Annotated in this window: 23 protein-coding genes and 1 other RNA gene; 18 read left to right on the forward strand and 6 right to left on the reverse strand. The window is 48.6% G+C overall.

The genetic code is table 11. The features are described from left to right. Window position 1: 1 nt before the first annotated feature. Window positions 2–769: an oxidative stress defense protein gene (locus QJR74_RS03060; protein ID WP_304373141.1), complete on the forward strand. Its 768-nt coding sequence runs from the start codon at window positions 2–4 to the stop codon at window positions 767–769. Here QJR74_RS03060 and QJR74_RS03065 read toward each other — a convergent pair. Continuing rightward, the gene (locus QJR74_RS03065) at window positions 711–1,613 is read right to left on the reverse strand and encodes a LysR family transcriptional regulator ArgP (protein ID WP_304373951.1); all 903 of its coding nucleotides are present in this window, start codon (window positions 1,611–1,613) and stop codon (window positions 711–713) included. The two genes, QJR74_RS03060 and QJR74_RS03065, sit on opposite strands and share 59 nt — an antisense overlap. Before the next feature lie 150 nt (window positions 1,614–1,763). Between QJR74_RS03065 and rpiA the strand changes: the two genes are divergently transcribed. Both rpiA and serA read left to right on the forward strand, forming a co-directional pair. After that, complete coding sequence (gene rpiA / locus QJR74_RS03070) at window positions 1,764–2,438, forward strand: ribose-5-phosphate isomerase RpiA (RefSeq protein WP_304373142.1); 675 nt, start codon at window positions 1,764–1,766, stop codon at window positions 2,436–2,438. Between the two features lie 223 nt (window positions 2,439–2,661). Then, window positions 2,662–3,900: a phosphoglycerate dehydrogenase gene (serA, locus tag QJR74_RS03075; protein ID WP_304373143.1), complete on the forward strand. Its 1,239-nt coding sequence runs from the start codon at window positions 2,662–2,664 to the stop codon at window positions 3,898–3,900. A gap of 19 nt (window positions 3,901–3,919) precedes the next feature. Here the strand turns inward: serA and QJR74_RS03080 are convergent, their stop codons facing one another. The 3 genes from QJR74_RS03080 to zapA all read right to left on the reverse strand — a co-directional run bounded on the left by QJR74_RS03080 (window position 3,920) and on the right by zapA (window position 5,160). Next, window positions 3,920–4,525, reverse strand: coding sequence for a 5-formyltetrahydrofolate cyclo-ligase (locus tag QJR74_RS03080; protein WP_304373144.1), 606 nt, complete (start codon window positions 4,523–4,525; stop codon window positions 3,920–3,922). Window positions 4,526–4,605: 80 nt separating this feature from the next. Continuing rightward, window positions 4,606–4,789: non-coding RNA, 6S RNA (ssrS, locus tag QJR74_RS03085), on the reverse strand. A 41-nt stretch (window positions 4,790–4,830) separates the two neighbouring features. Continuing rightward, entirely contained in the window at window positions 4,831–5,160 is a 330-nt protein-coding gene (gene zapA, locus QJR74_RS03090; RefSeq protein ID WP_048912634.1) for a cell division protein ZapA, read from the reverse strand. Between the two features lie 163 nt (window positions 5,161–5,323). Here zapA and QJR74_RS03095 point away from each other — a divergent pair, with 163 nt between their 5' ends. The 9 genes from QJR74_RS03095 to trhA all read left to right on the forward strand — a co-directional run bounded on the left by QJR74_RS03095 (window position 5,324) and on the right by trhA (window position 15,848). Continuing rightward, a complete protein-coding gene (locus QJR74_RS03095; RefSeq protein ID WP_304373145.1) occupies window positions 5,324–5,893 on the forward strand; it encodes a YecA/YgfB family protein in 570 nt (189 codons plus the stop codon). Window positions 5,894–5,930: 37 nt separating this feature from the next. Next, window positions 5,931–7,277: a Xaa-Pro aminopeptidase gene (gene pepP / locus QJR74_RS03100; RefSeq protein WP_304373146.1), complete on the forward strand. Its 1,347-nt coding sequence runs from the start codon at window positions 5,931–5,933 to the stop codon at window positions 7,275–7,277. After that, window positions 7,274–8,452, forward strand: coding sequence for a 2-octaprenyl-6-methoxyphenyl hydroxylase (gene ubiH, locus QJR74_RS03105; protein ID WP_304373147.1), 1,179 nt, complete (start codon window positions 7,274–7,276; stop codon window positions 8,450–8,452). Before pepP ends, ubiH begins: the two co-directional genes overlap by 4 nt. A 14-nt stretch (window positions 8,453–8,466) precedes the next feature. Continuing rightward, window positions 8,467–9,675 (forward strand): FAD-dependent 2-octaprenylphenol hydroxylase, encoded by a 1,209-nt coding sequence (ubiI, locus tag QJR74_RS03110; RefSeq protein WP_304373149.1) that lies wholly within the window; start codon window positions 8,467–8,469, stop codon window positions 9,673–9,675. A gap of 7 nt (window positions 9,676–9,682) precedes the next feature. Next, window positions 9,683–10,339, forward strand: a complete 657-nt coding sequence (pncA, locus tag QJR74_RS03115; protein ID WP_304373151.1) for a bifunctional nicotinamidase/pyrazinamidase — start codon at window positions 9,683–9,685, stop codon at window positions 10,337–10,339. A 343-nt stretch (window positions 10,340–10,682) separates the two neighbouring features. Next, complete coding sequence (gcvT, locus tag QJR74_RS03120) at window positions 10,683–11,777, forward strand: glycine cleavage system aminomethyltransferase GcvT (protein ID WP_304373152.1); 1,095 nt, start codon at window positions 10,683–10,685, stop codon at window positions 11,775–11,777. A gap of 14 nt (window positions 11,778–11,791) precedes the next feature. Further along, window positions 11,792–12,178 carry a glycine cleavage system protein GcvH gene (gene gcvH, locus QJR74_RS03125; protein ID WP_304373154.1) on the forward strand — a complete coding sequence of 129 codons (387 nt, stop codon included), beginning with the start codon at window positions 11,792–11,794 and terminating at the stop codon, window positions 12,176–12,178. A gap of 8 nt (window positions 12,179–12,186) precedes the next feature. Continuing rightward, the gene (gene gcvP / locus QJR74_RS03130; protein WP_304373156.1) at window positions 12,187–15,054 is read left to right on the forward strand and encodes an aminomethyl-transferring glycine dehydrogenase; all 2,868 of its coding nucleotides are present in this window, start codon (window positions 12,187–12,189) and stop codon (window positions 15,052–15,054) included. Window positions 15,055–15,194: 140 nt separating this feature from the next. Then, on the forward strand, window positions 15,195–15,848 hold the full coding sequence (trhA, locus tag QJR74_RS03135; protein ID WP_304373157.1) for a PAQR family membrane homeostasis protein TrhA: 654 nt from the start codon (window positions 15,195–15,197) through the stop codon (window positions 15,846–15,848). A gap of 88 nt (window positions 15,849–15,936) precedes the next feature. Here the strand turns inward: trhA and ygfZ are convergent, their stop codons facing one another. After that, the gene (ygfZ, locus tag QJR74_RS03140; protein WP_304373159.1) at window positions 15,937–16,902 is read right to left on the reverse strand and encodes a tRNA-modifying protein YgfZ; all 966 of its coding nucleotides are present in this window, start codon (window positions 16,900–16,902) and stop codon (window positions 15,937–15,939) included. 276 nt (window positions 16,903–17,178) lie between these two features. Between ygfZ and QJR74_RS03145 the strand changes: the two genes are divergently transcribed. Next, window positions 17,179–17,397, forward strand: a complete 219-nt coding sequence (locus QJR74_RS03145; RefSeq protein WP_244986472.1) for a succinate dehydrogenase assembly factor 2 — start codon at window positions 17,179–17,181, stop codon at window positions 17,395–17,397. Then, a complete protein-coding gene (locus QJR74_RS03150; RefSeq protein WP_304373160.1) occupies window positions 17,372–17,788 on the forward strand; it encodes a protein YgfX in 417 nt (138 codons plus the stop codon). The genes QJR74_RS03145 and QJR74_RS03150 overlap by 26 nt, the downstream gene beginning before the upstream one ends. 3 nt (window positions 17,789–17,791) lie before the next feature. Here the strand turns inward: QJR74_RS03150 and fldB are convergent, their stop codons facing one another. After that, window positions 17,792–18,310 carry a flavodoxin FldB gene (gene fldB / locus QJR74_RS03155; RefSeq protein WP_304373952.1) on the reverse strand — a complete coding sequence of 173 codons (519 nt, stop codon included), beginning with the start codon at window positions 18,308–18,310 and terminating at the stop codon, window positions 17,792–17,794. A gap of 140 nt (window positions 18,311–18,450) precedes the next feature. Between fldB and xerD the strand changes: the two genes are divergently transcribed. The 4 genes from xerD to prfB all read left to right on the forward strand — a co-directional run bounded on the left by xerD (window position 18,451) and on the right by prfB (window position 22,989). Further along, window positions 18,451–19,338: a site-specific tyrosine recombinase XerD gene (gene xerD, locus QJR74_RS03160; RefSeq protein ID WP_304373953.1), complete on the forward strand. Its 888-nt coding sequence runs from the start codon at window positions 18,451–18,453 to the stop codon at window positions 19,336–19,338. A gap of 28 nt (window positions 19,339–19,366) precedes the next feature. Then, on the forward strand, window positions 19,367–20,068 hold the full coding sequence (gene dsbC / locus QJR74_RS03165; protein ID WP_441007643.1) for a bifunctional protein-disulfide isomerase/oxidoreductase DsbC: 702 nt from the start codon (window positions 19,367–19,369) through the stop codon (window positions 20,066–20,068). 4 nt (window positions 20,069–20,072) lie between these two features. Beyond that, a complete protein-coding gene (gene recJ / locus QJR74_RS03170; RefSeq protein WP_304373161.1) occupies window positions 20,073–21,803 on the forward strand; it encodes a single-stranded-DNA-specific exonuclease RecJ in 1,731 nt (576 codons plus the stop codon). A gap of 87 nt (window positions 21,804–21,890) precedes the next feature. After that, window positions 21,891–22,989, forward strand: a protein-coding gene (prfB, locus tag QJR74_RS03175; protein ID WP_304373162.1) for a peptide chain release factor 2 whose coding sequence is annotated in 2 segments (ribosomal slippage) — window positions 21,891–21,965 and window positions 21,967–22,989 — 1,098 coding nt in all. Because the reading frame shifts where the segments join, the coding sequence is not laid out codon by codon here.

Here is a 22,989-nt window from a genome sequence, read left to right on the forward strand (position 1 = left end):
AATGAAGAAAAGATTTATTGCGGTGGCATTACTCGGTGCGAGTTTCGGAGCGATAACGTCGGCCTCAGCTGAAATCACCCCAAATGCCCCTTATCTTAGCACTACAGGGCAGGGGCAAGTACAAGCTCAGCCTGATATGGCAACCATTGTCATCGAAGTTAACGCGACCCAGGCACAAGCCTCACAGGCTAAAAAACAGGTTGATAGTCGCGTGGCAAAATACTTCGATTTTTTACATCAGCAAGGGATAACGGATAAAGATATCAATGCTGCCAATGTGACCACCCATGCTGAGTATGATTATTCACAACATGGGAAGCCTAAACTCACCGGTTATCAGGCATCACGCAGTGTCAATGTTACCCTGCACCAACTTGCAAAGCTGAATACATTACTCGACGGTGCTCTTGCAGCGGGACTCAACGACATTCGCTCAGTAGCAATGGGCGTTGACCACCCCGAACAGTATCAACAACAAGCACGGCAAGCGGCAATTAACGATGCGATTACCAAGGCGAAAGGTCTGGCTTCCGGTTTTAATGCTTCCTTGGGCTCAGTATGGAGCATCAACTATCAAACTCAGCGTAATGTTGCGATGCCGATGGTACGGATGATGAGTGCTAAAGCCGCTTCCGCCGATACCACGGCAGACGACACCTACCAACAGCAAAAACTCGACTTCACTGATAATGTTGAAGTGGTCTTTACCCTTAACACTCGTGCTCTTGACGCAGCACCCGACGACCATACTCAACCAGAGAGTCGGTAACCCGTCCCATTACACGGCTTTCTGGCGCAAATCTGTGCCAGTAAAGCATACGGCGTTGATATAATCCGGGGGTCAGGTCAATCAGACTGCCTTCAGCTAATTCAGACTCAACCTGTAGATGGGGGATCATGCAGCATACGGAACCCTGTTTAGCTAATTGAACGAAAGCTTCAGAAGAGTTAACGATATGGCATGGCAAACTCCCTGGGGGCAAATCGAAGTTTTCTTGTAAGAAGGCTTGGTGCATATCATCTAAATGGTCAAACGAGACGGCAGGCGCTTTGAGTAGCGTCTGGCGGTTGACGCCCTGAGGGAAGTAACGCTTAGCGAAATCAGGTGAAGACACGAATAAGTAATCTAAAGCACCCAAGGTATCGACATGACAACTCGGTAACGCACGAGGCTGTATACTGACGGCACCAACCACTTCACCACGTCGTAAACGTTCAAGTGTACGGCTCTCATCCTCGACTTGTAAATTAAGGCGAACGGGCAAGTCGGCGAGTACATCACGTAATGCGGGGAGCAACCAGGTCGCTAGACTATCGGCATTGACGGCAATAGAGAGTAAAAGGGGAGTGGTCCCGCCTTTCTCATCGGTCAACCATTGTTCCTCCAATAGTTCGACTTGGTGTAAAAGCGCAAGGAGTTTTTGGCCTTGCTCGGTAGGCCGAGGCGGAACGGTTCGGACTAAAAGAGGTTGGCCAAATTGCGTTTCTAATTGTTTGACGCGCTGTGAAACCGCAGATTGCGTGATACAGAGTTTTTGTGCCGCCCGTTCAAATCCGCGTTCACGAATAACAGTATCAAGGGCTTGGAGATTGCGGTAATCGGGTCTTTTAATCATGTTTTCTCAGTCCCTGACTGAAAGAAAAAAATGGTTGGTTTTGAGATTGGATGCGTAAAACTACACAACAACCCACGAAAAATCACTATTTTAGATAAGCTTGTTTTATACTATGCCTACCGAAACTCGTATAGGTTTTAACATACCATGACTCAGGACGAACTTAAAAAAGCAGTGGGCTGGGCGGCACTCGACTATGTTCAGCCCAATACGATCGTTGGTGTCGGCACCGGGACAACCGCGGCACATTTTATCGATGCATTAGCTACCCGCAAAGATGAGATCATTGGTACAGTATCGAGTTCAGAAGCCTCGACTGAACGCTTAAAATCGTATGGTATTCCGGTTTTCGACCTCAATGAAATAGATTCCCTTTCCTTGTATATCGACGGTGCGGACGAGATTAATCCCGCCCTGCAGATGATTAAAGGCGGTGGTGCGGCCCTTACCCGCGAAAAAATTATTGCGGCAGTCGCTGAAACCTTCATCTGCATCGCAGACCAATCTAAGCGGGTCGACTGCTTAGGCCATTTCCCTTTACCTGTTGAAGTCATCCCTATGGCCAAAGCTTATGTTTCAAGAGAGTTGGTGAAACTTGGCGGCAGGCCAGAGTATCGCAAAGATATTATTACCGATAACGGTAACATTATCCTGGATGTCTACGATTTACGTATCGACGATCCAAACCAATTAGAAGTTACTATTAATGCGCTTCCCGGCGTTGTCACGGTTGGTTTATTTGCTAAGCGTGGGGCTGATATCGCATTAATTGGTGATGAAAACGGCGTTAAGAAAATTTTTCATGACGGCGGTAAAAAATAGCTGTCCCGCATAAACAGTGATTTATATCACAAACAGTCTTTACCTCGAGTTAATACGCTAAGCCTACGACATTACACAGTGTTTTGGCGTTGAATGATGTAAAGGTAAACGATTGCGTTTACCGTTTTAAAAATTTCTAGGGTGTTGCTCTTAGCCTATTTTTTTCTTATGTTGGCAGTTAGCTAAGGGTATTTTACGAAAATCACTTTTATAGGGTCGGGTAATGGCTAAGGTTTCACTGGAAAAAGATAAGATTAAGTTTTTATTGGTAGAGGGTGTTCACCAATCTGCTATCGATAATCTAAAAGCAGCAGGTTATACCAATATTGAGTTTCACAAAGCCGCGCTCAGTCCTGAGCAACTTAAAGAATCGATTCGTGATGCTCACTTTGTAGGCCTACGTTCTCGCACACAACTCACCGAAGAAATCTTTGCAGAAGCCGAAAAACTGATTGCGGTAGGGTGTTTCTGTATCGGGACTAACCAAGTTGATCTTAATGCTGCCGCCTCGCGGGGGATTCCTGTTTTCAACGCTCCGTTCTCAAACACTCGTTCAGTAGCTGAACTGGTAATCGGTGAACTATTGTTACTGATGCGCGGTATTCCTGAAGCTAATGCAAAAGCTCACCGTGGTATCTGGAACAAAAATGCGAAAGGCTGCTTCGAAGCACGGGGTAAGAAACTCGGTATCATCGGTTACGGCCATATCGGCATGCAATTAGGTGTCTTAGCTGAAAGCCTAGGCATGTATGTTTACTTTTACGATATCGAAAGTAAGCTGCCGCTGGGTAATGCAACACAAGTCGAATCCTTAGACAAACTATTAGCGATGAGCGATGTGGTCAGCTTACACGTCCCTGAAACCGCGAATACCCAAGATATGATAAGTAAAGATCAACTGGCAGCGATGAAACCTGGCGCGCTATTGATTAACGCCTCTCGCGGGACGGTTATTGATATCCCAGCGCTTTGTGAAGCATTAGAAAGCAAACATCTGGGCGGGGCAGCTATCGATGTCTTCCCGGTAGAACCCGCTTCCAACAGTGATCCGTTCGAGTCTCCACTCTGTAAGTTTGACAATGTCATTCTTACCCCACATATCGGCGGCTCTACACAAGAAGCACAAGAGAATATCGGTATTGAAGTCGCTGGAAAATTAGCGAAATACTCAGACAATGGATCAACCCTTTCTGCAGTTAACTTCCCAGAAGTATCGCTTCCGGCGCACAGTGCGTCAGCAAGTCGTATTCTTCATATCCATGAAAATCGCCCAGGCGTCTTGACCGCAATTAACAATATTTTTGGTGATCAGAATATTAATATCGTTGGTCAATACCTACAAACCTCACCGCATTTAGGCTATGTCGTAATTGATGTCGATGCTGAGCAGGAAGTGGCTGATAAAGCCTTACAACTTATGAAAGAGATCCCTGGCACTATTCGTGCTCGACTCCTTTACTAAGACCCTATCGAAGAGGCCGCTAGGCCTCTTTTTTTTGCCATTGCCAGAGTTTATTCGGCGTAATAACCGCAGGTAATGGGATATCCCAAGCTTCGATAGGTAATTTATCGTGGTGCTGGCAATCGTGTGCCACGCCAATCGGGAAGACCGAAGTCTCTTGCCAACCGGCCAACAGGCGATCATAAAACCCCCCGCCCATTCCCAAACGTTGCCCTGTACTATCAAAAGCGACTAAAGGTACGATTACCACATCTAATTCAGTAAACGAGCATAACTCATCGCTGTTCGCTTCAGGTTCAAACATGCCCAAAGGGTGCTTAATTAATTGGGTCTGTGGATAATAGCGCTGGAATAGTAGGGATGAGGACTGCGCTGGGTCAATTCGCGGTAAATACACACTTTTTCCCATATGCCATAACCGCGCGATAAGCGGGCGAGTATTGATCTCGCCATCCATCGACAGAAATAGGGCAATACGCTGGGATTGAGCAATCGCTGTAAACAAGGTGGCGTGTTCAGCAAGTTGCTGACTGGCGTCGAACTGTTGAGATTCGCTTAGCGAACGTCTTAAACAACGCATATGCTGACGTAAAGCTTGGCGCTGCTGATGAAGTGGTGAATCCATAGCGTAACATCCTTGTGAAGGCTCTCAAGGATAATAGGGCGAGAAATGAAGACAGTAAAGAGAAACTAGGAAGGAGGAGGGGGATCTCCGAGATGCCGCTGCGAGCTGTAACCCTTGAACCCTTGGTTCAAGGTGAACATGTCGTCATACCTATTAGGCTTCTCGGACGAACCGAGCATGCACACAAGATATGAGGCGCCACGTTCTAGTAGTACTAAATATCGGCTCAGGGGACTGGCCCGCTTGCAAACATCTCAGAGAATTCGTTGTTCAGGGAATATTATAGCACAGGATCCCTGGCACTCTTATTCGAATTTACTTTCAGGGCGATCACTAATACGCCCTTGTTCGACTAATGCCTGTTCAATAGTCTGCTGCAGAACACGAATACGCTGTTCCATGTTACTCGCATAATCACGTGTCTTATTCTTTTCTTGCGCAAGCTCGTGACAAATATTTAATGCTGCGATAAACACTAATTGCTCAGTATTCGTAACGCGAGTTCTGTGTTTTAAATCCTGCAGACGCTGGTCAAGATCTTCAGCGGCAGAAAGTAGAGCTTCTTTTTGTTCTGGGGGACAGTTCACGCGCAGTGAACGACCAAAAATATGAATATCTACCGGTTGCGCAGACATGTTACCTTCCTGATAATTACGTTGTCCGCTCCCAAAGTCACTTGCTTTGGAAGGGCGCCACTATATCTACCTGAGGCAGAAGTTACAACCCCTTTTCTGGAATCTATGAGGGTGCTAATGGTAGCATAGACCTCACTTCACTTTCCTAAGACTATGGATAATTATGACTTCACCGAACTATATCACGCTTAACAGCGAACTCGCGACACAAGGTGTCGGTATGACTGCCGCTGAAATGCATGGTTTACTCAGCGGAATTCTTTGCGGTGGGACTAAAGACCATAGCTGGAAGGCGCTGGTTCACGATTTAACCAATGAAGGTATTGCGTTTTCCGTCCAACTCAATCAATCCTTGCAAGCAGTCTACGATAATACATTACACTCCTTAGAGGAAGATGGATTCAATTTCCAACTTTACCTACCGGATGACCAAGGCGATAACGTATTTGAACGCGCAGATGCTCTCGCCGGCTGGGTCAACCATTTTCTACTAGGCTTAGGGGTTACGCAGCCGAAATTAGATAAAGTGAAAGGCGAAGCGGGAGAAGCCATCGACGATTTACGTACCATCGCTCAATTAGGTTACGACGAAGATGAAGATCCGGAAGAACTTGCACAATCTTTGGAGGAAGTCATTGAATATGTCAGAGTCGCTGCTTTACTCTGTCATGAGACATTCAATACACCTCAACCGGATGCCTCAGCCATCGCACAGGGTCCAACCTTACATTGATTCTTCACGGTAAAGTGGATTACAGGGAGCTTAGGGTATGATTTCGCAGAAGAATTACCATCAACGCCGTCAGGCTTTACTTAACCAGATGGTACCAGGCAGTGCGGCGCTGATCTTTGCTGCGCCAGAGGTCACTAGAAGCCGAGATACTGAATATCTCTTCCGTCAAAACAGCGATTTTTGGTATTTTACGGGATTTAATGAACCTGAAGCACTACTCATCCTAATCAAAAGTGATGAGCAGCATAGCCATAGCATTCTCTTTAACCGTTTCCGTGATCCCCATGCAGAGGTCTGGTTTGGCCGCCGACTCGGTCAGGACGCGGCTATCCAGAAGCTTGGTGTCGACCGCGCACTTCCTTGGGCTGAGCTCGACCAACAACTTTCCCAAATACTTAACGGGTTAAACACACTTTATCACGCCAGTGGTGAATATGATTTTGCTGACGAAAAAGTCGCCTATGCATTAAAAACCTTACGTGCGGGGACGCGGCAAAATCTGGCTGCACCGAATACTGTCATAGATTGGCGGCCAACTGTTCACGAAATGCGTTTAATTAAGGACGACGAAGAACTGGCTATTCTACGAGAGGCTGGCCGTATCAGTGCGCTTGCCCATCAGCGTGCAATGCAACAATGTCGACCTGGCATGTATGAGTATCAGTTAGAGGGTGAAATTCATCACGAGTTTTCTCGTTACGGTTCGCGGTTCCCCTCTTATAACACTATTGTCGGCGGCGGCGATAATGCGTGTATTCTTCACTACACTGAAAATGAATCTCAGCTAAAACAGGGCGACTTAGTCTTAATTGATGCTGGGTGCGAGCTACAAGGTTATGCCGGGGACATCACCCGAACTTTCCCTGTCGACGGTAGGTTTACTGCGCCACAACGTCAACTCTACGAGATTGTTTTACACGCGTTAACCACCGCACTCTCGCTATTTCGCCCTGGCGTGACCATTGCAGAGGTAACCGAAGCTGTCGTACGTATCAAAGTTGAAGGCTTAGTCCGTCTAGGAATTTTAGACGGTGATATTACGCAGCTGATCGAAGAGAAAGCGTATCGTCCCTTCTTTATGCATGGCTTAAGTCATTGGCTTGGTTTGGATGTTCACGATGTGGGCAGTTACGGGACGGCGGATCGCACTCGGGTTTTAGAACCCGGTATGGTCTTAACAGTAGAACCCGGGTTATATATTGCCCCCGATGCACCCGTTCCTGATTGCTATCGGGGTATCGGAATCCGTATTGAGGACGATATCGTCATTACTGCGACCGGAAATGAAAACTTAACTGAGCAAGTTGCTAAAGATCCTGACGCCATTGAGCAGTTAATGCAAGCAGCACAGGCACTACGTTTAGGTGAAAATAATCCATCATGAGCGTAATCATTGTCGGAGGTGGGATGGCAGGGGCAACGCTTGCATTAGCGTTATCCACCTTATCCCAAGGTAAACTTCCCGTTACCCTTATCGAGGGAAGTTCGCCGCAGCAAGCAGCGCACCCTGGTTTTGATAGCCGAGCTATCGCTTTAGCGGCAGGAACTTGCCAGCAACTGGCGCGAATCGGGGTATGGTCGGCACTAGAACCCTATGCGACGCCGATCACCGATATCCATGTCTCTGATCGAGGACATATCGGGAAGGTCGAACTCTGTCGTGACGATTACCATTTACCTGCCTTGGGTAATGTGATTGAACTGCATGCGGCAGGCAAAGCGCTTTTTCAACGATTACAACAGGCTCCCGGCGTCACGCTCCGCTGCCCAGAAAAAGTTGTAGAGTTAAGGCGTACGTTAGAGCAAGTATCGGTGACACTGGAAAGTGGTCAAACACTCACCGCCCAGACCTTAGTAATAGCCAGCGGTAATCGTTCGGCGTTAGCCAAGCAAGCAGGTTTCTCTTGGCAACAGGATCCTTACCAGCAAGTGGCTATCATTGCAAATGTAAGTACTGCAATGCCGCATAATGGTCGTGCCTATGAACGCTTTACCCAATATGGTCCTATTGCCTTATTGCCGATGTCGGATAACCGTTTATCGTTAGTTTGGTGTGTATCCACCTCTAACAGTGAACAGTTGTTAACAGCAGATAGCGTATCGTTCTTGCAGCAATTACAGCGGGAATTTGGTTGGAAACTAGGCCAGTTTACTGAGGTGGGGCAGCGCGAATCCTATCCACTAAGCTTATATCAAGCGCAAACGTTAATTACACACCGCACGGTAGCTATAGGTAATGCGGCGCAATCGCTTCATCCCATTGCTGGTCAGGGATTTAATCTTGGTCTTCGAGATGTGATGAGTTTGGCTGAAACCTTAGCGGAGTCTTATCGCCTACAACAAGATATTGGGCAGTTCAACGTCTTGAACCGCTACCAACAACGTAGAGCACAAGACCGTGCAACCACTATCGCCATCACGGATGGCTTAGTGCGACTTTTCGCGAACGATAACTTACCTTTAATCATTGGCCGTAATCTGGGACTACTTGCGATGGAACGAGTCTCTGGGTTAAAGCATCACCTCGCTAGCCGAACCTTAGGCTGGGTTAAACGTTAATTAAGAGAATATGCATGCAAAGCTACGATATTATTATTGCTGGTGGGGGAATGGTCGGCCTCGCTGTCGCGTGTGGGCTTAAAGATTCAGGGCTCAGTGTTGCGGTTTTAGAACAGGGCCCAGCCCCATGTTTTACCCCACAAGACCCGTTATCGGTCCGCGTCTCGGCAATAAACCGGGCAAGCCAACGTTTATTAGAAAAAGTAGACGTGTGGCAGGATATCCTGCGTATGCGGGCCAGTTGTTATCACGGTATGAAGGTATGGGAAAAAGATAGCTTCGGACAAATCGCTTTTGATGACGCTGAAATGGGCGGCCAAGGGTTAGGTTATATTATCGAAAACACGGTATTGCACACCGCCTTATGGCAGCAGGCAGAAAAACTCTCGCATATCACGCTTATCCCTCACGCAACTTTGGTACAGACGGCTTTCGGTGACAACGAGACCTTCGTCAGTTTACAAGATGGTAGCATGATGACTGCTCGCCTAATGGTCGCGGCAGACGGTGCGCAATCATGGCTGAGGGGTAAGGCGGATATTCCTTTAACCTTCTGGGATTATAAGCACCACGCATTAGTCGCCAATATTCGCACCGAGCAACCTCACCAGGGGATTGCCCGGCAGGTATTTCATGGCGAAGGTATTTTAGCTTTTCTCCCTTTTGAAGACCCGCACTGCTGTTCGATTGTCTGGTCGACCGAACCGCAAACCGCGAAAAAGCTAAGTTTGATGGATGAGTCGCTATTCTGTCAGCAACTGGCTGTTACCTTTGATATGCAGCTAGGACCTTGTAGCCTCAATAGCGAACGTAAAACCTTCCCGCTTACCGCTCGCTACGCCCGACAATTTGCCCGCCACCGGCTCGTGTTGGTTGGGGATGCTGCGCACACCATTCATCCGTTGGCGGGCCAAGGCGTGAATCTAGGCTTTATGGATGCCGCCGAACTTATCGGTCAGCTCATCCGCCTTCACCAAGAGGGCAAAGATATTGGACAACACCTCTATCTGCGTCGCTATGAGCGCCTTCGTAAGCTAAGTGCAGCGAAAATGTTGGCAAGCATGCAGAGCTTCCAAGACCTGTTCGCAGGACAAAATCCGCTGAAAAAAATGGTTCGTGATATCGGCTTAACCCTTGCGGATAAGCTTCCCGGTATCAAACCACAGTTGATCAAGCAAGCGTTGGGCGAACATGATCTGCCTGAGTGGCTGCGAAAGGAGTAAAATCATAATGAGTCAAGGTTCAATCACGATAGGTAACAACACTGCACTGTTGGTTGTGGATGTTCAAAATGACTTCTTACCGCAGGGGGCTTTAGCGGTACCCCAAGGTGATGAGGTGATCCCTGTCATCAATCGTATTGCCCCTTTATTCGAGCAAGTGGTAATCACCCAAGATTGGCATCCGGCGGGTCATCTTTCCTTCAGTTCTTCTCACCCTGGGTACCGAGATTATCAAATGATCGAGATGCCCTATGGCCCTCAATGTTTATGGCCTGAACACTGTGTTCAAGGAACTCACGGCGCACAACTGTCTGAGGCAATGAACCTGCCTCACGCCAGATTAATTCTTCGTAAAGGTATCCATCCGAGCATTGATAGTTATTCTGCCTTTCTAGAGGCGGATCGGCAAACCTCAACAGGACTCCTCGCTTGGCTACAAGCACAGGGGATTGATCAGGTTATGATAGCGGGACTTGCCACCGACTTTTGTGTGGCGTGGACGGCCATAGATGCTGCCCAAGCAGGCTTAAAGACTTGGGTAATCGAAGATGCTTGTCGGGCAATAGATATAGACGGATCGCTGAATCGAGCAAAAAAGGCGATGCAGGATGCTGGTGTGATTTTCCTCACATCTTGTCAATTGCACCAACTTTGTGAAGGCTGATTTATTCTAATTGATGACTATTTTTACCCTTAGAAAAACTAATCCGAACGCTTTTCTTTTGGTTATAAATAGCGTAGATAAACTCTCTCACTCACTTCCACAAATATAAAAATGGCGACTTATGTCGCTATTTAACAGCATAATTCGCCCTTATCGCGTTACGTTAACTTCAAGCAACACTATTGCCTTATTTTGGTGCGTGCAAGTTTCGCCCCCATTTCACCTTATAGCTAAGCAAACCAATGAGTGATAACTTGCTGTAAGGACAACGTTTGCGTTTGAATCCTAACCGCCGACCTAAGCAAGCTAACTCACCGCGGTTTTACGCGGCAGAAGGAGTGTTATGAGTCAACAAACCCCTCTCTTTGCACAACACCAAGCCTGCGGTGCCCGCATGGTCGACTTCCACGGATGGTTGATGCCACTGCACTACGGTTCGCAGCTCGATGAGCATCACGCGGTTCGTCGTGCTGCAGGAATGTTCGATGTGTCCCATATGACCATTGTTGATCTTACAGGCGCACGTACCCGCGAATTTTTACGTCATTTGCTCGCCAATGACGTCGCCAAATTAACACTACCAGGTAAAGCGTTATATAGCGCGATGCTCAATGCTTCAGGTGGCGTTATCGATGACTTAATTGTCTATTTTATCGACGAGCAACACTTCCGTTTAGTGGTCAACTCTGCAACGCGTGAAAACGATCTAGCGTGGATCTCAGATCAGGCCAAGGATTATGGCATTCAGATCGATGAACGCAGAGACTTAGCGCTGATAGCAGTACAAGGTCCGGAAGCGATTGAGAAAGCCCAGTTGGTGATGAGTACTGAGCAGCGTAGCGCCGTGTCGGGACTCAAGCCTTTCTTTTCGGTGGAGAGTGGGGGCTGGTTTGTTGCGACCACGGGTTATACCGGTGAGCAGGGTTACGAAATAGCCTTGCCCGCTGAGCAGGCTGCCACATTATGGCAAGCGCTACTAAACGTCGGGGTAAAACCCGCTGGCTTAGGGGCTCGAGACACCCTACGCCTAGAGGCGGGGTTGAACCTTTATGGACAGGAGATGGACGAGTCCATTAGCCCACTTGCCGCAAACATGGCTTGGACGCTTGCTTGGCAGCCAGAAGAACGTGAGTTTATTGGTAGGGCGGCGCTTGAGCGTTTACAAGAGCAAGGGACGGATAAATTGGTGGGCTTGGTCCTGCATGAGAAAGGCGTTCTGCGTAACGACTTACCGGTCTCCTTTACCGATATCAATGGTGATCCTCAGCAAGGGGTGATCACCAGTGGATCCTTCTCGCCGACATTAGGCTGCAGTATTGCGCTCGCTCGGGTGCCCGCCACCATCGGAGATAAAGCGGTGGTCCTTATTCGCCAGCGTGAACTGCCGGTCTCTGTGACACAACCCTGCTTTGTTCGCGCAGGAAAAGCTTTGATTTAATACTGGAGAATAAAATGAGCAATGTTCCACAACAATTAAAATATCGCGACAGTCATGAATGGGTTCGTCAAGAAGAAGACGGCTCAGTCACTGTGGGGATCACCGAGCATGCCCAAAGCCTACTCGGCGACATGGTCTTTGTTGATTTGCCTGAAGTCGGTCGTGAAGTCAGCGTTGGCGACGACTGTGCCGTTGCCGAATCGGTAAAAGCAGCTTCCGATATCTATGCGCCGCTAAGCGGCGAGATCATCGCGGTGAATGACGAACTCAGTGATAGCCCTGAGCAGGTCAATACCTCACCTTATGAGTCGGGCTGGTTATTTAAAATGAAGATCAGTAATGAAAACGAACTTAGCCAATTACTTGATGCTGATGCCTACCAAACGTTGATCAATAAGTGAGTAAGACGATGACGCAAACACTCAGTCAGTTAGAACATTCAGAAGCCTTCATTCGTCGCCACATCGGTCCAGATACAGACCAACAACAGCAAATGTTACAACAAATTGGCGCACCTGACTTACCGACCTTGATTGCGTCCATCGTGCCTGAAAATATACAATTACCCACTACACCTCTTCAGCTAGCACCAGCCAGTGAACATCAAGCGTTGGCAGAATTGAAAGCCATTGCCGCAAAAAACCTGCGATACAAATCATGGATTGGAATGGGCTATAGCGCAGTCCTTACTCCACCGGTTATCCTGCGTAATCTACTCGAGAATCCTGGATGGTATACGGCATATACCCCTTATCAGCCGGAAGTCTCTCAAGGGCGGCTTGAAGCCTTGCTTAACTTTCAGCAGGTAACGCTAGATCTTACCGGAATGGACGTTGCCTCGGCGTCTCTACTCGACGAAGCGACGGCTGCTGCGGAAGCGATGGCCATGGCAAAGCGGGTGAGTAAGCGTAAAAATGCTAACAAATTCTTTGTTGCTGAAGATATACATCCCCAAACCCTTGATGTCATCAGAACACGTGCCGAGACTTTTGGATTCGAGCTGGTTATCGACAGTGCCGAGAGGGCAGTAGACCATCAAGATCTTTTTGGTATCTGTCTGCAATATTGTGGTTCCCAAGGACAGCTGCATGACTATCGTCAACTGATCGCCGCATTGACTGAGCAGGGTGTCATTGTTGCCGTCGCCGCTGAATTTATGGCATTAGTCCTGCTTGAATCACCCGGTAAATTAGGGGCCGATATCGTTTTTGGTTCTTCACAGCGTTTCGGTGTGCCAATGGGCTATGGTGGGCCTCATGCCGCATTTTTCGCAACCAAAGAGACGTTTAAACGAGCGATGCCGGGCCGTATTATCGGTGTTTCCCGTGATGTACAAGGCAATATTGCGCTACGTATGGCGATGCAAACCCGCGAACAGCATATCCGTCGTGAGAAGGCAAACTCTAATATTTGTACCTCGCAGGTACTTCTCGCCAATATCGCCGGAATGTATGCAGTCTGGCATGGCCCTAAAGGGCTAACACGCATCGCCCAGCGTATTCACCGCTATACCAAGATTCTCGCGAAAATAGTGCAAGATAATGGTCTATCTCTGCGTTATTCACAGTGGTTTGATACCCTAACTATTGAGGTGTCAGATAAAGCCGAGTTACTAAAACGAGCCAAACAGCACCAGATTAATCTTCGCAGCGACCTTCATCATGCCGTGGGTATTACGCTAGATGAAACCACCCAGCGTCAAGACCTACTTGTGTTGGTAGAAGTCTTATTAGGAGAGCAGCGGCCCGTTGATTTAGACCAAGAAGATCGCCACGTAAGCCAACAACATATTATTCCACCAGCATTACACCGTCAGGAAGCTATTCTGACGCATCCGGTATTTAATCAGTATCATAGTGAAACCGAGATGTTGCGCTATCTCCACAAACTTGAACGTAAAGATCTAGCACTGAATCAGGCGATGATCCCGCTAGGTTCTTGTACGATGAAACTGAACGCCGTTGCCGAAATGTTACCTATTACTTGGCCGGAATTTGCTGATCTTCATCCATTCTGCCCGACAAGCCAAGCAGCTGGCTATTTGCAGATGATCGAACAACTCTCTGATTGGCTCATCACCCTTACCGGGTATGATGCATTATGTATGCAGCCGAACTCGGGCGCACAAGGTGAATATGCGGGGTTATTAGCGATTCGTCGCTACCATGAAAGCCGCCACCAAGCTCAACGTACTATCTGTCTTATTCCAGCCTCTGCCCATGGTACCAACCCAGCTTCAGCTCAGATGGCCGGAATGGAAGTGGTGGTGGTCGCCTGTGATAAGCAAGGTAATATCGATCTCGAAGATTTAAGAACTAAGGCAGAGCAGGTGGCCGAAAACCTCTCCTGCATCATGGTTACCTATCCTTCAACGCATGGGGTGTATGAACAGACTATCCGTGAAGTCTGTGAAATCGTACATCAGCACGGTGGGCAAGTTTACCTAGACGGTGCCAACATGAATGCCCAAGTGGGGATTACCACGCCAGGTCATATTGGTGCCGATGTTTCTCACCTTAATCTGCATAAAACATTCTGTATTCCGCACGGTGGGGGAGGACCAGGAATGGGGCCAATTGGGGTAAAAGCCCATCTCGCGCCTTTTGTGCCGGGTCATAGCATCGTTCAGTCAACGCTGCTTACCGAGCAAGGTGCGGTGACGGCAGCCCCATTTGGTAGTGCGTCAATTCTGCCTATCAGTTGGATGTATATCAGAATGATGGGGGGCGAGGGCCTTAAACAAGCAAGCTCGCTGGCGATCTTAAATGCCAACTATATTGCTAATCGGTTATCGTCGGACTACGACATTCTTTACACCGGACCAGAGGGAAGAGTGGCGCATGAGTGTATTCTTGATATTCGGCCTCTTAAAGAACGGACCGGGATCAGTGAGATGGATATCGCTAAGCGATTAATCGACTATGGTTTTCATGCCCCTACCATGTCTTTCCCTGTCGCGGGCACTTTAATGGTAGAGCCAACCGAATCGGAAAGCCTGACTGAGCTCGATCGCTTTATCAACGCCATGCAGGCTATCCGCCGTGAAATCGAAAAAGTCGAAAAGGGCGAATGGCCCTTGGATGATAATCCATTGGTTAATGCGCCACACATACAACAAGAACTGGTCAGCGACTGGCATCATGCCTATTCCCGCGAGATAGCCGTTTTCCCCGCAGGGGGAGAAGATAAATACTGGCCGACGGTGAAAAGAGTCGACGATGTTTACGGCGATCGTCATTTGTCGTGCTCCTGTGTGCCGATCTCCGAGTATCAATAAAGGTTTTTTAAGCCCTCTGCTGTCAGGGGGCTGTTACACCTCTTCACAGTTTTGTTTTAGCTTACAAGTGTACTCTGAATTTATTCTCAGCTAGTCTAGTTGCTCATTCATTGGATGATAGAGGAGTCAATATACCTGTTATGGCTAAAACACATACCCATTCTTCTGGATACTCATTGGCGGAAGAAATAGCAAATAGTGTAAGCCATGGATTAGGTTGTCTATTTGGTATTGTCGGCTTAGTCCTATTACTTGTTCAAGCCGTAGAGCGCGATGCTGATCTCATCACCTATGTGAGTTACAGCTTATATGGCGGCAGTATGATTGTGCTGTTCCTCGCCTCAACGCTCTACCATGCCATTCCGAATCAACAGGCCAAACCTTGGTTAAAGAAAATTGACCACTGTGCCATCTATCTGCTTATCGCAGGGACTTACACACCTTTTCTACTCGTCGGGTTACGCTCGCCTCTGGCGGAAGGCTTGATGGTGGTAATATGGTCGTTGGCACTGTTAGGAATTATTTTTAAATTGTTTTTTGCCCATCGATTTAAAGCGTTATCGCTGGTCACTTACTTGCTGATGGGATGGCTATCTTTGATAGTGATTTATCAAATGGCGACAAAGCTTTCTGCTGCAAGCGTATGGCTATTAGCAATTGGCGGGATAGTTTACTCGCTTGGGGTAATATTCTATGTGAATCGCCGAATACCTTTTAATCACGCAATATGGCACGCCTTTGTGTTAGGCGGCGCAATCTTCCATTTTTGCTCAATCTATTTTTATATCCGATAGTCTCCACGCAAGCGTAAGGCTTTTGGTGTCGGACTAAGGAGAATTGGGCAGCCCCTCTCAACAAATCGAGAGGGGTAATAGAATGATATCAAGCGTCGTCTAATGAATAAGGCAGTGGCTGGATCCGTAAGTCGCTCTCTTCGTCCCCTTCAAGACGAAATCGCTCCTCAGCCCCCAAATCATTATTCAGGACGACTTGCACCCATAGTGTGGTAGGGGCAACCATCACGGAACAAAGTACGGTACCGGTTTTACGCCAATTATCTCCCATCTGTAACGCTACGGCGTCACCTGCGGCAATGGTATGTGTCGCTGTTCCCGCTAACCAGTAAAGGGCGCGTTTATTGGCCCCACGGTACTTGGCGCGGGCAACCATCTCTTGGCCACTATAACAACCTTTTTTGAAGCTAATTGCATTCAGTGCCTGAAGATTGGTGGCTTGTGGAATAAGCTGTGCAGTATTTGCAGCCTCGATCACCGGGATACCTGCAGCAATGTCGGCGGCTAGCCATTGTTGTGGGTCACAGACCGCGTCTGCTTTACCGTTGAGCAATACTTCTGCCTGAGTAGGAGTAGTGATAACAATGTAACGATGCGCTGGCGTCGCTAACCATAACAATAATGTTTCACCTTCTTTAACCAGAGGTTGCGAGGCGTCGGGAAGCTGAGAAAAATGCGAGCTAAGGAAGTCAGCAGCTTGATGACCCATAACGCCGAGTAGAGTCCGACTGTCATCGGCGGTGAAGGTCACTTTAGAAAACACCGCGTATTTTTTTATTTCAGTTAGCTGCTGTTCGCGTACGTCACGGCGTAATAGATAGCTATAGCCCTCACCATCATGAAAAATACGCAGATTACTCCACATCTTACCTTTCGCATCACAGTGTGCCGCCAGTTGGTGAGCGTTCTCGGCTAATTGACTTAAGTCTGCCGTAAGTTGCCCTTGTAAATAAGCGGTAGCATCGGCGCCTTGAGCGGAGACTAGCGCCCAATCGCTTAGCGTGCAGAGAGCCAGCTCGGAAGAATAGGTGGCAGTTACGGGTTGAGAATTCATGACATCTCCTGTCGACCAACAGTGGAGGTAAAAACGACACAGGTCGCTTTACGTAATGGGTTTCATTATTCATTAAAGCGTAAAGCCTGAAAAGAGATTAGCAAGTACAAAAGTGCGAGCTAAGCCGAAGAGGTGACGATTTCTACTGCCGTTCGACGGGCCGCTGCGTTACACTCTCTTTCACTGGTTGAGGCTTTAATTAAGGAATAGTCTGTGGACTTAGCAGAAATTGGTATTGAAGACACTTCTCGTATTCACTGGGCATGTCGCCGAGGAATGTTGGAGCTGGATATCGCGGTTCGTCCTTTTTTCGAACACGAATATCACACCTTAACGGATGCGCAAAAGCGTACCTTTATCGCCTTGCTTAAAGCCGATGATCCCGATTTATTTAATTGGTTGATGGGGCATGGGCAGCCAGCGAGTGATGAACTTAAAGGAATGGTTGAGCTGATTCGGACACGTAATAGTGCACGCGGACCTGTGGCAAACTAAACTCCGGCCCTCGCGTTATGCCATCATCCTTATAAATACTTGGGTGTTGTTAACGCTCATCGTTATCTTTGTAACGCCGTGGTTTGGGGTATTTTATCTTCTTAAGCCCATAGCTATCGCTGGTGTGATTGTCGAAAGAGCGCGATCGCTCAAAAGAGTGTTATCGCGGGTAGGCGTGCTGGGGATTGATGATCAAGAGGTTTGGCATTGGCAGCAGCAACAGTGGCGACTGAGTGCGCCGCTCTGTTGGCTGCCTTGGGGCGTTATGATCAGCTGGCGATCGGCACAGCAGACTCAGCATTTTTGGTTGATGGCCGATACCATGCCTGAAGAAGCGTGGCGTCACCTACGTTTTTATTGGCTAAAAGGTCGCAACCGGCAATGGAAATAGGGGTTACAACAATTCCGCGACTTCTCCCAAAATCTGTTCGCACCAGTTCGCAATCCGCTCATCGGTTTCGTCGAACTGATTCACATCATCCAAGGCTAGCCCGACGAAATATTGTCCGTCAGCAGTCAGGGGCTTTTGGCTAATAAACTCATAACCGGCAATTGGCCAATAGCCGATAAAGGTGACCCCTTTTGGTTGCAACAAATCGTGCAGCATACCCAGTGCATCTAAAAACCATTCACTATAACCGGCCTGGTCGCCCATTCCATACAGCGCAATAATTTTCCCAGAAAGGTCAAGATCAGCGAGAGTTTGCCACTGTGCTTCCCAATCCTCCTGCAATTCACCAAAGTCCCACGTCGGCATGCCCAAAATGAGTAGATCATACTCGGTCATCGCAGAAAGGGGGGCATCCTTAACATTGTGTAAGGTCACCATCTCTTGGCCGATGAACTCTTGAATTTTTTCGGCAGCCATTTCGGTATAGCAAGTGCTTGAACCGTAAAATAACCCTATCTTCATTGTTGATTGACTCTCAGGTTCCAAATCTGCGTAGAGTGTATCAGAAAGCATACAGCGAGGCGTAGTTGATGCATAATAGCGGCAGACAGCGCAGGTAATTGGAAAATGACGTAATGAAAACATCGACGACACCCCCATTAATGGATCCTCTGCTGGAAGCCTTTCTTGATCAATTATGGATTGAGCGTAACTTAGCGGAGAATACCTTAGAAGCCTATCGCCGCGATCTTAAACAGTTAGCGGAATGGCTCGCGGCGCATCAGTTATCGCTACTCACCGTAAGTGCCCCCGAATTACAAGGCTTCTTGGCAGAAAAACTGGAAGGGGGTTATCGGGCAACCAGCTCTGCGCGGCAGCTCAGTGCGATGCGTCAGCTTTTCCAATACCTCTATCGGGAACAGCTGCGACTCGATGATCCCAGCGCGTTACTCTCTTCCCCCAAATTACCACAACGATTACCGAAGGACCTCAGTGAGGCACAGGTTGCCCGGCTTCTCGATGCGCCTTCTACCGAAATCCCCCTAGAACTCCGCGATAAAGCGATGATTGAATTGCTTTATGCAACGGGATTACGGGTATCCGAGCTGACCGGACTCACTCTCAGTGACCTCAGTTTACGGCAGGGGGTGGTAAGAATTTTGGGTAAAGGCAACAAAGAACGATTGGTACCGCTGGGAGAAGAGGCCATCCATTGGCTAGAAAATTATCTGGAACATGGGCGACCTTGGCTGATTAATGGCGCAAAAATTGATATAGTCTTCCCCAGTAATCGTGGGCAGCAGATGACTCGACAAACATTTTGGCATCGGATCAAACATTACGCCCTCATTGCGGGTATTGATAGCGCTAAGCTCTCGCCGCATGTGCTGCGCCATGCCTTTGCGACGCATTTATTGAACCACGGCGCCGATTTACGCGTTGTACAAATGCTACTCGGACACAGCGATCTATCAACCACCCAAATTTATACGCATGTTGCCAATGAAAGATTGCGTCAACTGCATCAACAGCATCACCCACGCGCTTAGCGGGATGATCAATAAGGATAAGGAAATGCTGAAGAAATCATTACTTTCAATGGTCGCAGTGTGCGCACTCTTTTCAAGCGCCAGTTACGCCAACAACGCCGCGATTATCCAATCATTAACCAAACTTGGCGTCAGTATCAGTGATATCCAACCTTCACCGCTCTCAGGTGTCAGTACGGTATTAACCGACAATGGTGTGCTTTATGTCACCAATGACGGCAAACAGATGATCCAAGGGCCACTTTACGATATCAGTGGTAAAACGCCGGTAAACGTCACGTTCCAAACGCTAGACAAAAAAGTCGAAGCCCTGGCGCCAGAAATGATTGTCTATAAAGCACCGAAAGAGCAGCACGTTGTCACCGTCTTTACCGATATCACTTGTGGTTACTGTCACAAATTACACCAACAAATTTCTGACTATAACGCGTTAGGGATCACCGTCCGCTATTTGGCGTTCCCGCGAGAAGGCATGCAGGGCGATGTGGCTAAAGCAATGAAGAACGTGTGGTGTGCCAAAGATCCTAAAGCGGCTTTTGATGCGGCGATGGGCGGCAAAACCCCGGCGGCAGCCAGCTGCAATATCGATATCGGTAAGCAGTACCAGTTAGGACTGTTATACGGTATTCAAGGCACACCGGCGATTCTCACCAAAAACGGGGTAATGATCCCTGGCTATCAAGGCCCTAACGAATTGAAACAGTATTTGGACCGTATCAACGCAGGATAATCCTTTGTCTTCACGCGCTACCCCTGAACTCCAACGACGTCAGCCACCGGCTGACGTCGAGCTTTCGACCACTATTCCCCCTTTATTGCAAAAATTATATCGGCAACGAGGGATCACTGACGCTGCGCAACTGGAGCGCGGGGCAAATTGTCTGCTACCTCCTCAAGGCTTAACCGGTATTGATCAGGCCGTTAGGCTGTTGCATCAAGCTATACAGGATGACCGCCATATTATGGTGGTGGGGGACTTTGATGCGGACGGTGCCACCAGCACAGCGCTATCAGTCTTGGCATTGCAACAGTTTGGCGCCCAGCGGGTGAGCTATCTGGTGCCCAATCGCTTTGAGCAAGGCTATGGGCTCAGTCCCGAGGTGGTCGACTTAGCCAATGCACGGCAGGCAGAACTCATCTTCACGGTCGATAACGGCATCTCCTCTTTAAGCGGGGTGGAACACGCCACCGCATTAGGCATCCCTGTGATTATCACTGACCACCACCTGCCCGGTGAGGTACTGCCCGCAGCGGCGGCGATAGTCAATCCTAATCTCGCGGAGGCAACCTTCCCGTCGAAAAACTTAGCCGGGGTAGGAGTGGCCTTCTATGTCATGCTGGCACTGCGCGCCTATTTACGCGATAAAGGTTGGTTCACCGGTGCGCTGCCGAACCTTGCCGATCTCTTAGATTTGGTGGCACTGGGTACGGTCGCCGATGTCGTGCCGCTCGATGCCAATAACCGGATTTTGGTATGGCAAGGCTTGCAGCGTATTCGTGCCGGGAAGTGTCGTCCAGGAATCAAAGCCTTACTGGAGGTCAGCCAACGTCAGGCAGCCCGCCTCAACGCCAGTGATCTCGGCTTCGCTTTAGGTCCACGACTTAACGCGGCGGGGCGTCTCGATGATATGTCCCACGGTGTTGAATTACTGGTCACACAGAGCGAGCCCCAAGCACGAATGTTAGCCGTTGAACTCGATGCCTTAAACCAGACCCGTAAAGAGATTGAGCAGGGGATGCAACAAGAGGCGCTGTTGATCTGTGAGCAGCTCGAGAAGCAGCAGTATCTTCCCAGTGGCTTAGCCTTCTACCATCCAGAATGGCATCAAGGGGTGGTGGGCATTGTGGCGTCGCGACTTAAAGAGCGTTTTCATCGCCCTGTCATTGCATTCGCCCCGGCTGGCGATGGGACCTTAAAAGGCTCCGGTCGCTCGATTACGGGCTTGCACTTACGCGATGTGCTGGAACGTCTTGATAGTCAACACCCAGGCCTAATTCTTAAGTTTGGGGGCCATGCCATGGCGGCGGGCTTGAGTCTAGCGGAAGAACAGTTTCCGCGTTTTCGCGACTGTTTTGCTCAATTAGTTACAGAGTGGCTGGATGACGATGCCTTGCAAGGCGTGATCTGGTCAGATGGCGAACTGGGCGCTCAATACCTCAATGTCGACACGGCAGAAATGCTCAGAAATGCCGGCCCTTGGGGGCAAAGTTTTCCTGAACCAATGTTTGATGGTGAATTTAAACTCTTGCAACAGCGATTGGTCGGGCAAAAACACCTAAAACTCTTGCTTGAGCCGGTCAATGGCGGCCCGCTGATTGATGGTATTGCCTTCAATATCGACTTACGGCAATGGCCCGATCCTAGTATTCAACGAGCAACCTTAGCTTATAAACTGAATGTTAATGAGTATCGCGGTCAACGCAGCGCACAATTATTAGTCGAATACCTCTGGCCAAAAGCCTAAAAAGAGGTTACACGCCGAGGGGAGTTTCGGGTAGAATCTCCACCCTCTGTGTTACATTTTTTTATCTTCAACTTAAGACAACAAACCATGTTTGAAATCAATCCGATAAAAAATCGTATTCAAGATCTTACCGAGCGCAGCGATGTTCTTCGGGGGTACCTTTGACTATGATGCAAAAAATGAGCGTTTAGAAGAAGTTAACGCTGAACTTGAACAATCTGATGTCTGGAATGAACCCGACCGCGCGCAAGCGTTAGGTAAAGAGCGCTCCTCGTTAGAAGCGATCGTCGAAACCTTCGATCTGCTCGCTCAAGGGCTTGAGGATGTCAGTGGCTTAGTCGAACTTGCGGTAGAAGCCGATGACGAAGAAACCTTTAATGAGGCAGTCGTCGAGCTGGAAGCGCTCGATAAGAAACTGGCTGAATTAGAGTTCCGTCGTATGTTCTCCGGCGAATACGACAGCGCCGATTGTTATATCGACCTGCAAGCAGGTTCAGGCGGAACTGAGGCTCAGGATTGGGCAAACATGTTGTTACGGATGTACCTGCGCTGGGCGGAAGCGAAAGGCTTTAAAACGGAAATCATCGAAGTCTCAGACGGTGATGTGGCCGGGATTAAATCTGCTACCGTGAAAATTATCGGTGACTACGCCTTTGGCTGGTTAAGAACCGAAACCGGCGTTCACCGTTTAGTTCGTAAGAGTCCGTTTGACTCCGGCGGCCGTCGTCATACCTCCTTTAGCTCAGCCTTTATCTATCCAGAAGTGGATGATGATATTGATATCGACATCAATCCTGCGGACCTGCGTATCGATGTGTATCGTGCGTCCGGGGCAGGGGGCCAGCACGTTAACCGCACGGAGTCTGCAGTACGTATTACCCACTTACCAAGCGGTATCGTGACCCAGTGCCAGAATGATCGCTCTCAGCATAAAAATAAAGACCAAGCGATGAAGCAGATGAAAGCGAAATTGTATGAGCTGGAAATGCAGAAGAAAAATGCTGAGAAACAGGTGATGGAAGATAACAAATCCGATATCGGCTGGGGCAGTCAGATCCGTTCTTACGTGCTCGACGACTCGCGGATTAAAGATCTTCGTACCAGTGTAGAAACTCGCAATACGCAGGCCGTCCTTGATGGCGACTTAGACAGATTTATCGAAGCTAGCTTGAAAGCTGGCCTATAA

Origin of the sequence: Tatumella ptyseos, from assembly GCF_030552895.1 — a bacterium.
GTDB classification, from domain to species: Bacteria; Pseudomonadota; Gammaproteobacteria; order Enterobacterales; family Enterobacteriaceae; genus Rosenbergiella; species Rosenbergiella ptyseos_A.

Bases quoted from the DNA above. Each gene is read 5' to 3' on its own strand.
- QJR74_RS03060 (WP_304373141.1), top strand. From the start codon at position 2: ATGAAGAAAAGATTTATTGCGGTGGCATTACTCGGTGCGAGTTTCGGA.
- rpiA (WP_304373142.1), top strand. From the start codon at position 1,764: ATGACTCAGGACGAACTTAAAAAAGCAGTGGGCTGGGCGGCACTCGAC.
- serA (WP_304373143.1), top strand. From the start codon at position 2,662: ATGGCTAAGGTTTCACTGGAAAAAGATAAGATTAAGTTTTTATTGGTA.
- QJR74_RS03080 (WP_304373144.1), bottom strand. From the start codon at position 4,525: ATGGATTCACCACTTCATCAGCAGCGCCAAGCTTTACGTCAGCATATG.
- zapA (WP_048912634.1), bottom strand. From the start codon at position 5,160: ATGTCTGCGCAACCGGTAGATATTCATATTTTTGGTCGTTCACTGCGC.
- QJR74_RS03095 (WP_304373145.1), top strand. From the start codon at position 5,324: ATGACTTCACCGAACTATATCACGCTTAACAGCGAACTCGCGACACAA.
- pepP (WP_304373146.1), top strand. From the start codon at position 5,931: ATGATTTCGCAGAAGAATTACCATCAACGCCGTCAGGCTTTACTTAAC.
- ubiH (WP_304373147.1), top strand. From the start codon at position 7,274: ATGAGCGTAATCATTGTCGGAGGTGGGATGGCAGGGGCAACGCTTGCA.
- ubiI (WP_304373149.1), top strand. From the start codon at position 8,467: ATGCAAAGCTACGATATTATTATTGCTGGTGGGGGAATGGTCGGCCTC.
- pncA (WP_304373151.1), top strand. From the start codon at position 9,683: ATGAGTCAAGGTTCAATCACGATAGGTAACAACACTGCACTGTTGGTT.
- gcvT (WP_304373152.1), top strand. From the start codon at position 10,683: ATGAGTCAACAAACCCCTCTCTTTGCACAACACCAAGCCTGCGGTGCC.
- gcvH (WP_304373154.1), top strand. From the start codon at position 11,792: ATGAGCAATGTTCCACAACAATTAAAATATCGCGACAGTCATGAATGG.
- gcvP (WP_304373156.1), top strand. From the start codon at position 12,187: ATGACGCAAACACTCAGTCAGTTAGAACATTCAGAAGCCTTCATTCGT.
- trhA (WP_304373157.1), top strand. From the start codon at position 15,195: ATGGCTAAAACACATACCCATTCTTCTGGATACTCATTGGCGGAAGAA.
- ygfZ (WP_304373159.1), bottom strand. From the start codon at position 16,902: ATGAATTCTCAACCCGTAACTGCCACCTATTCTTCCGAGCTGGCTCTC.
- QJR74_RS03145 (WP_244986472.1), top strand. From the start codon at position 17,179: ATGTTGGAGCTGGATATCGCGGTTCGTCCTTTTTTCGAACACGAATAT.
- fldB (WP_304373952.1), bottom strand. From the start codon at position 18,310: ATGAAGATAGGGTTATTTTACGGTTCAAGCACTTGCTATACCGAAATG.
- xerD (WP_304373953.1), top strand. From the start codon at position 18,451: ATGGATCCTCTGCTGGAAGCCTTTCTTGATCAATTATGGATTGAGCGT.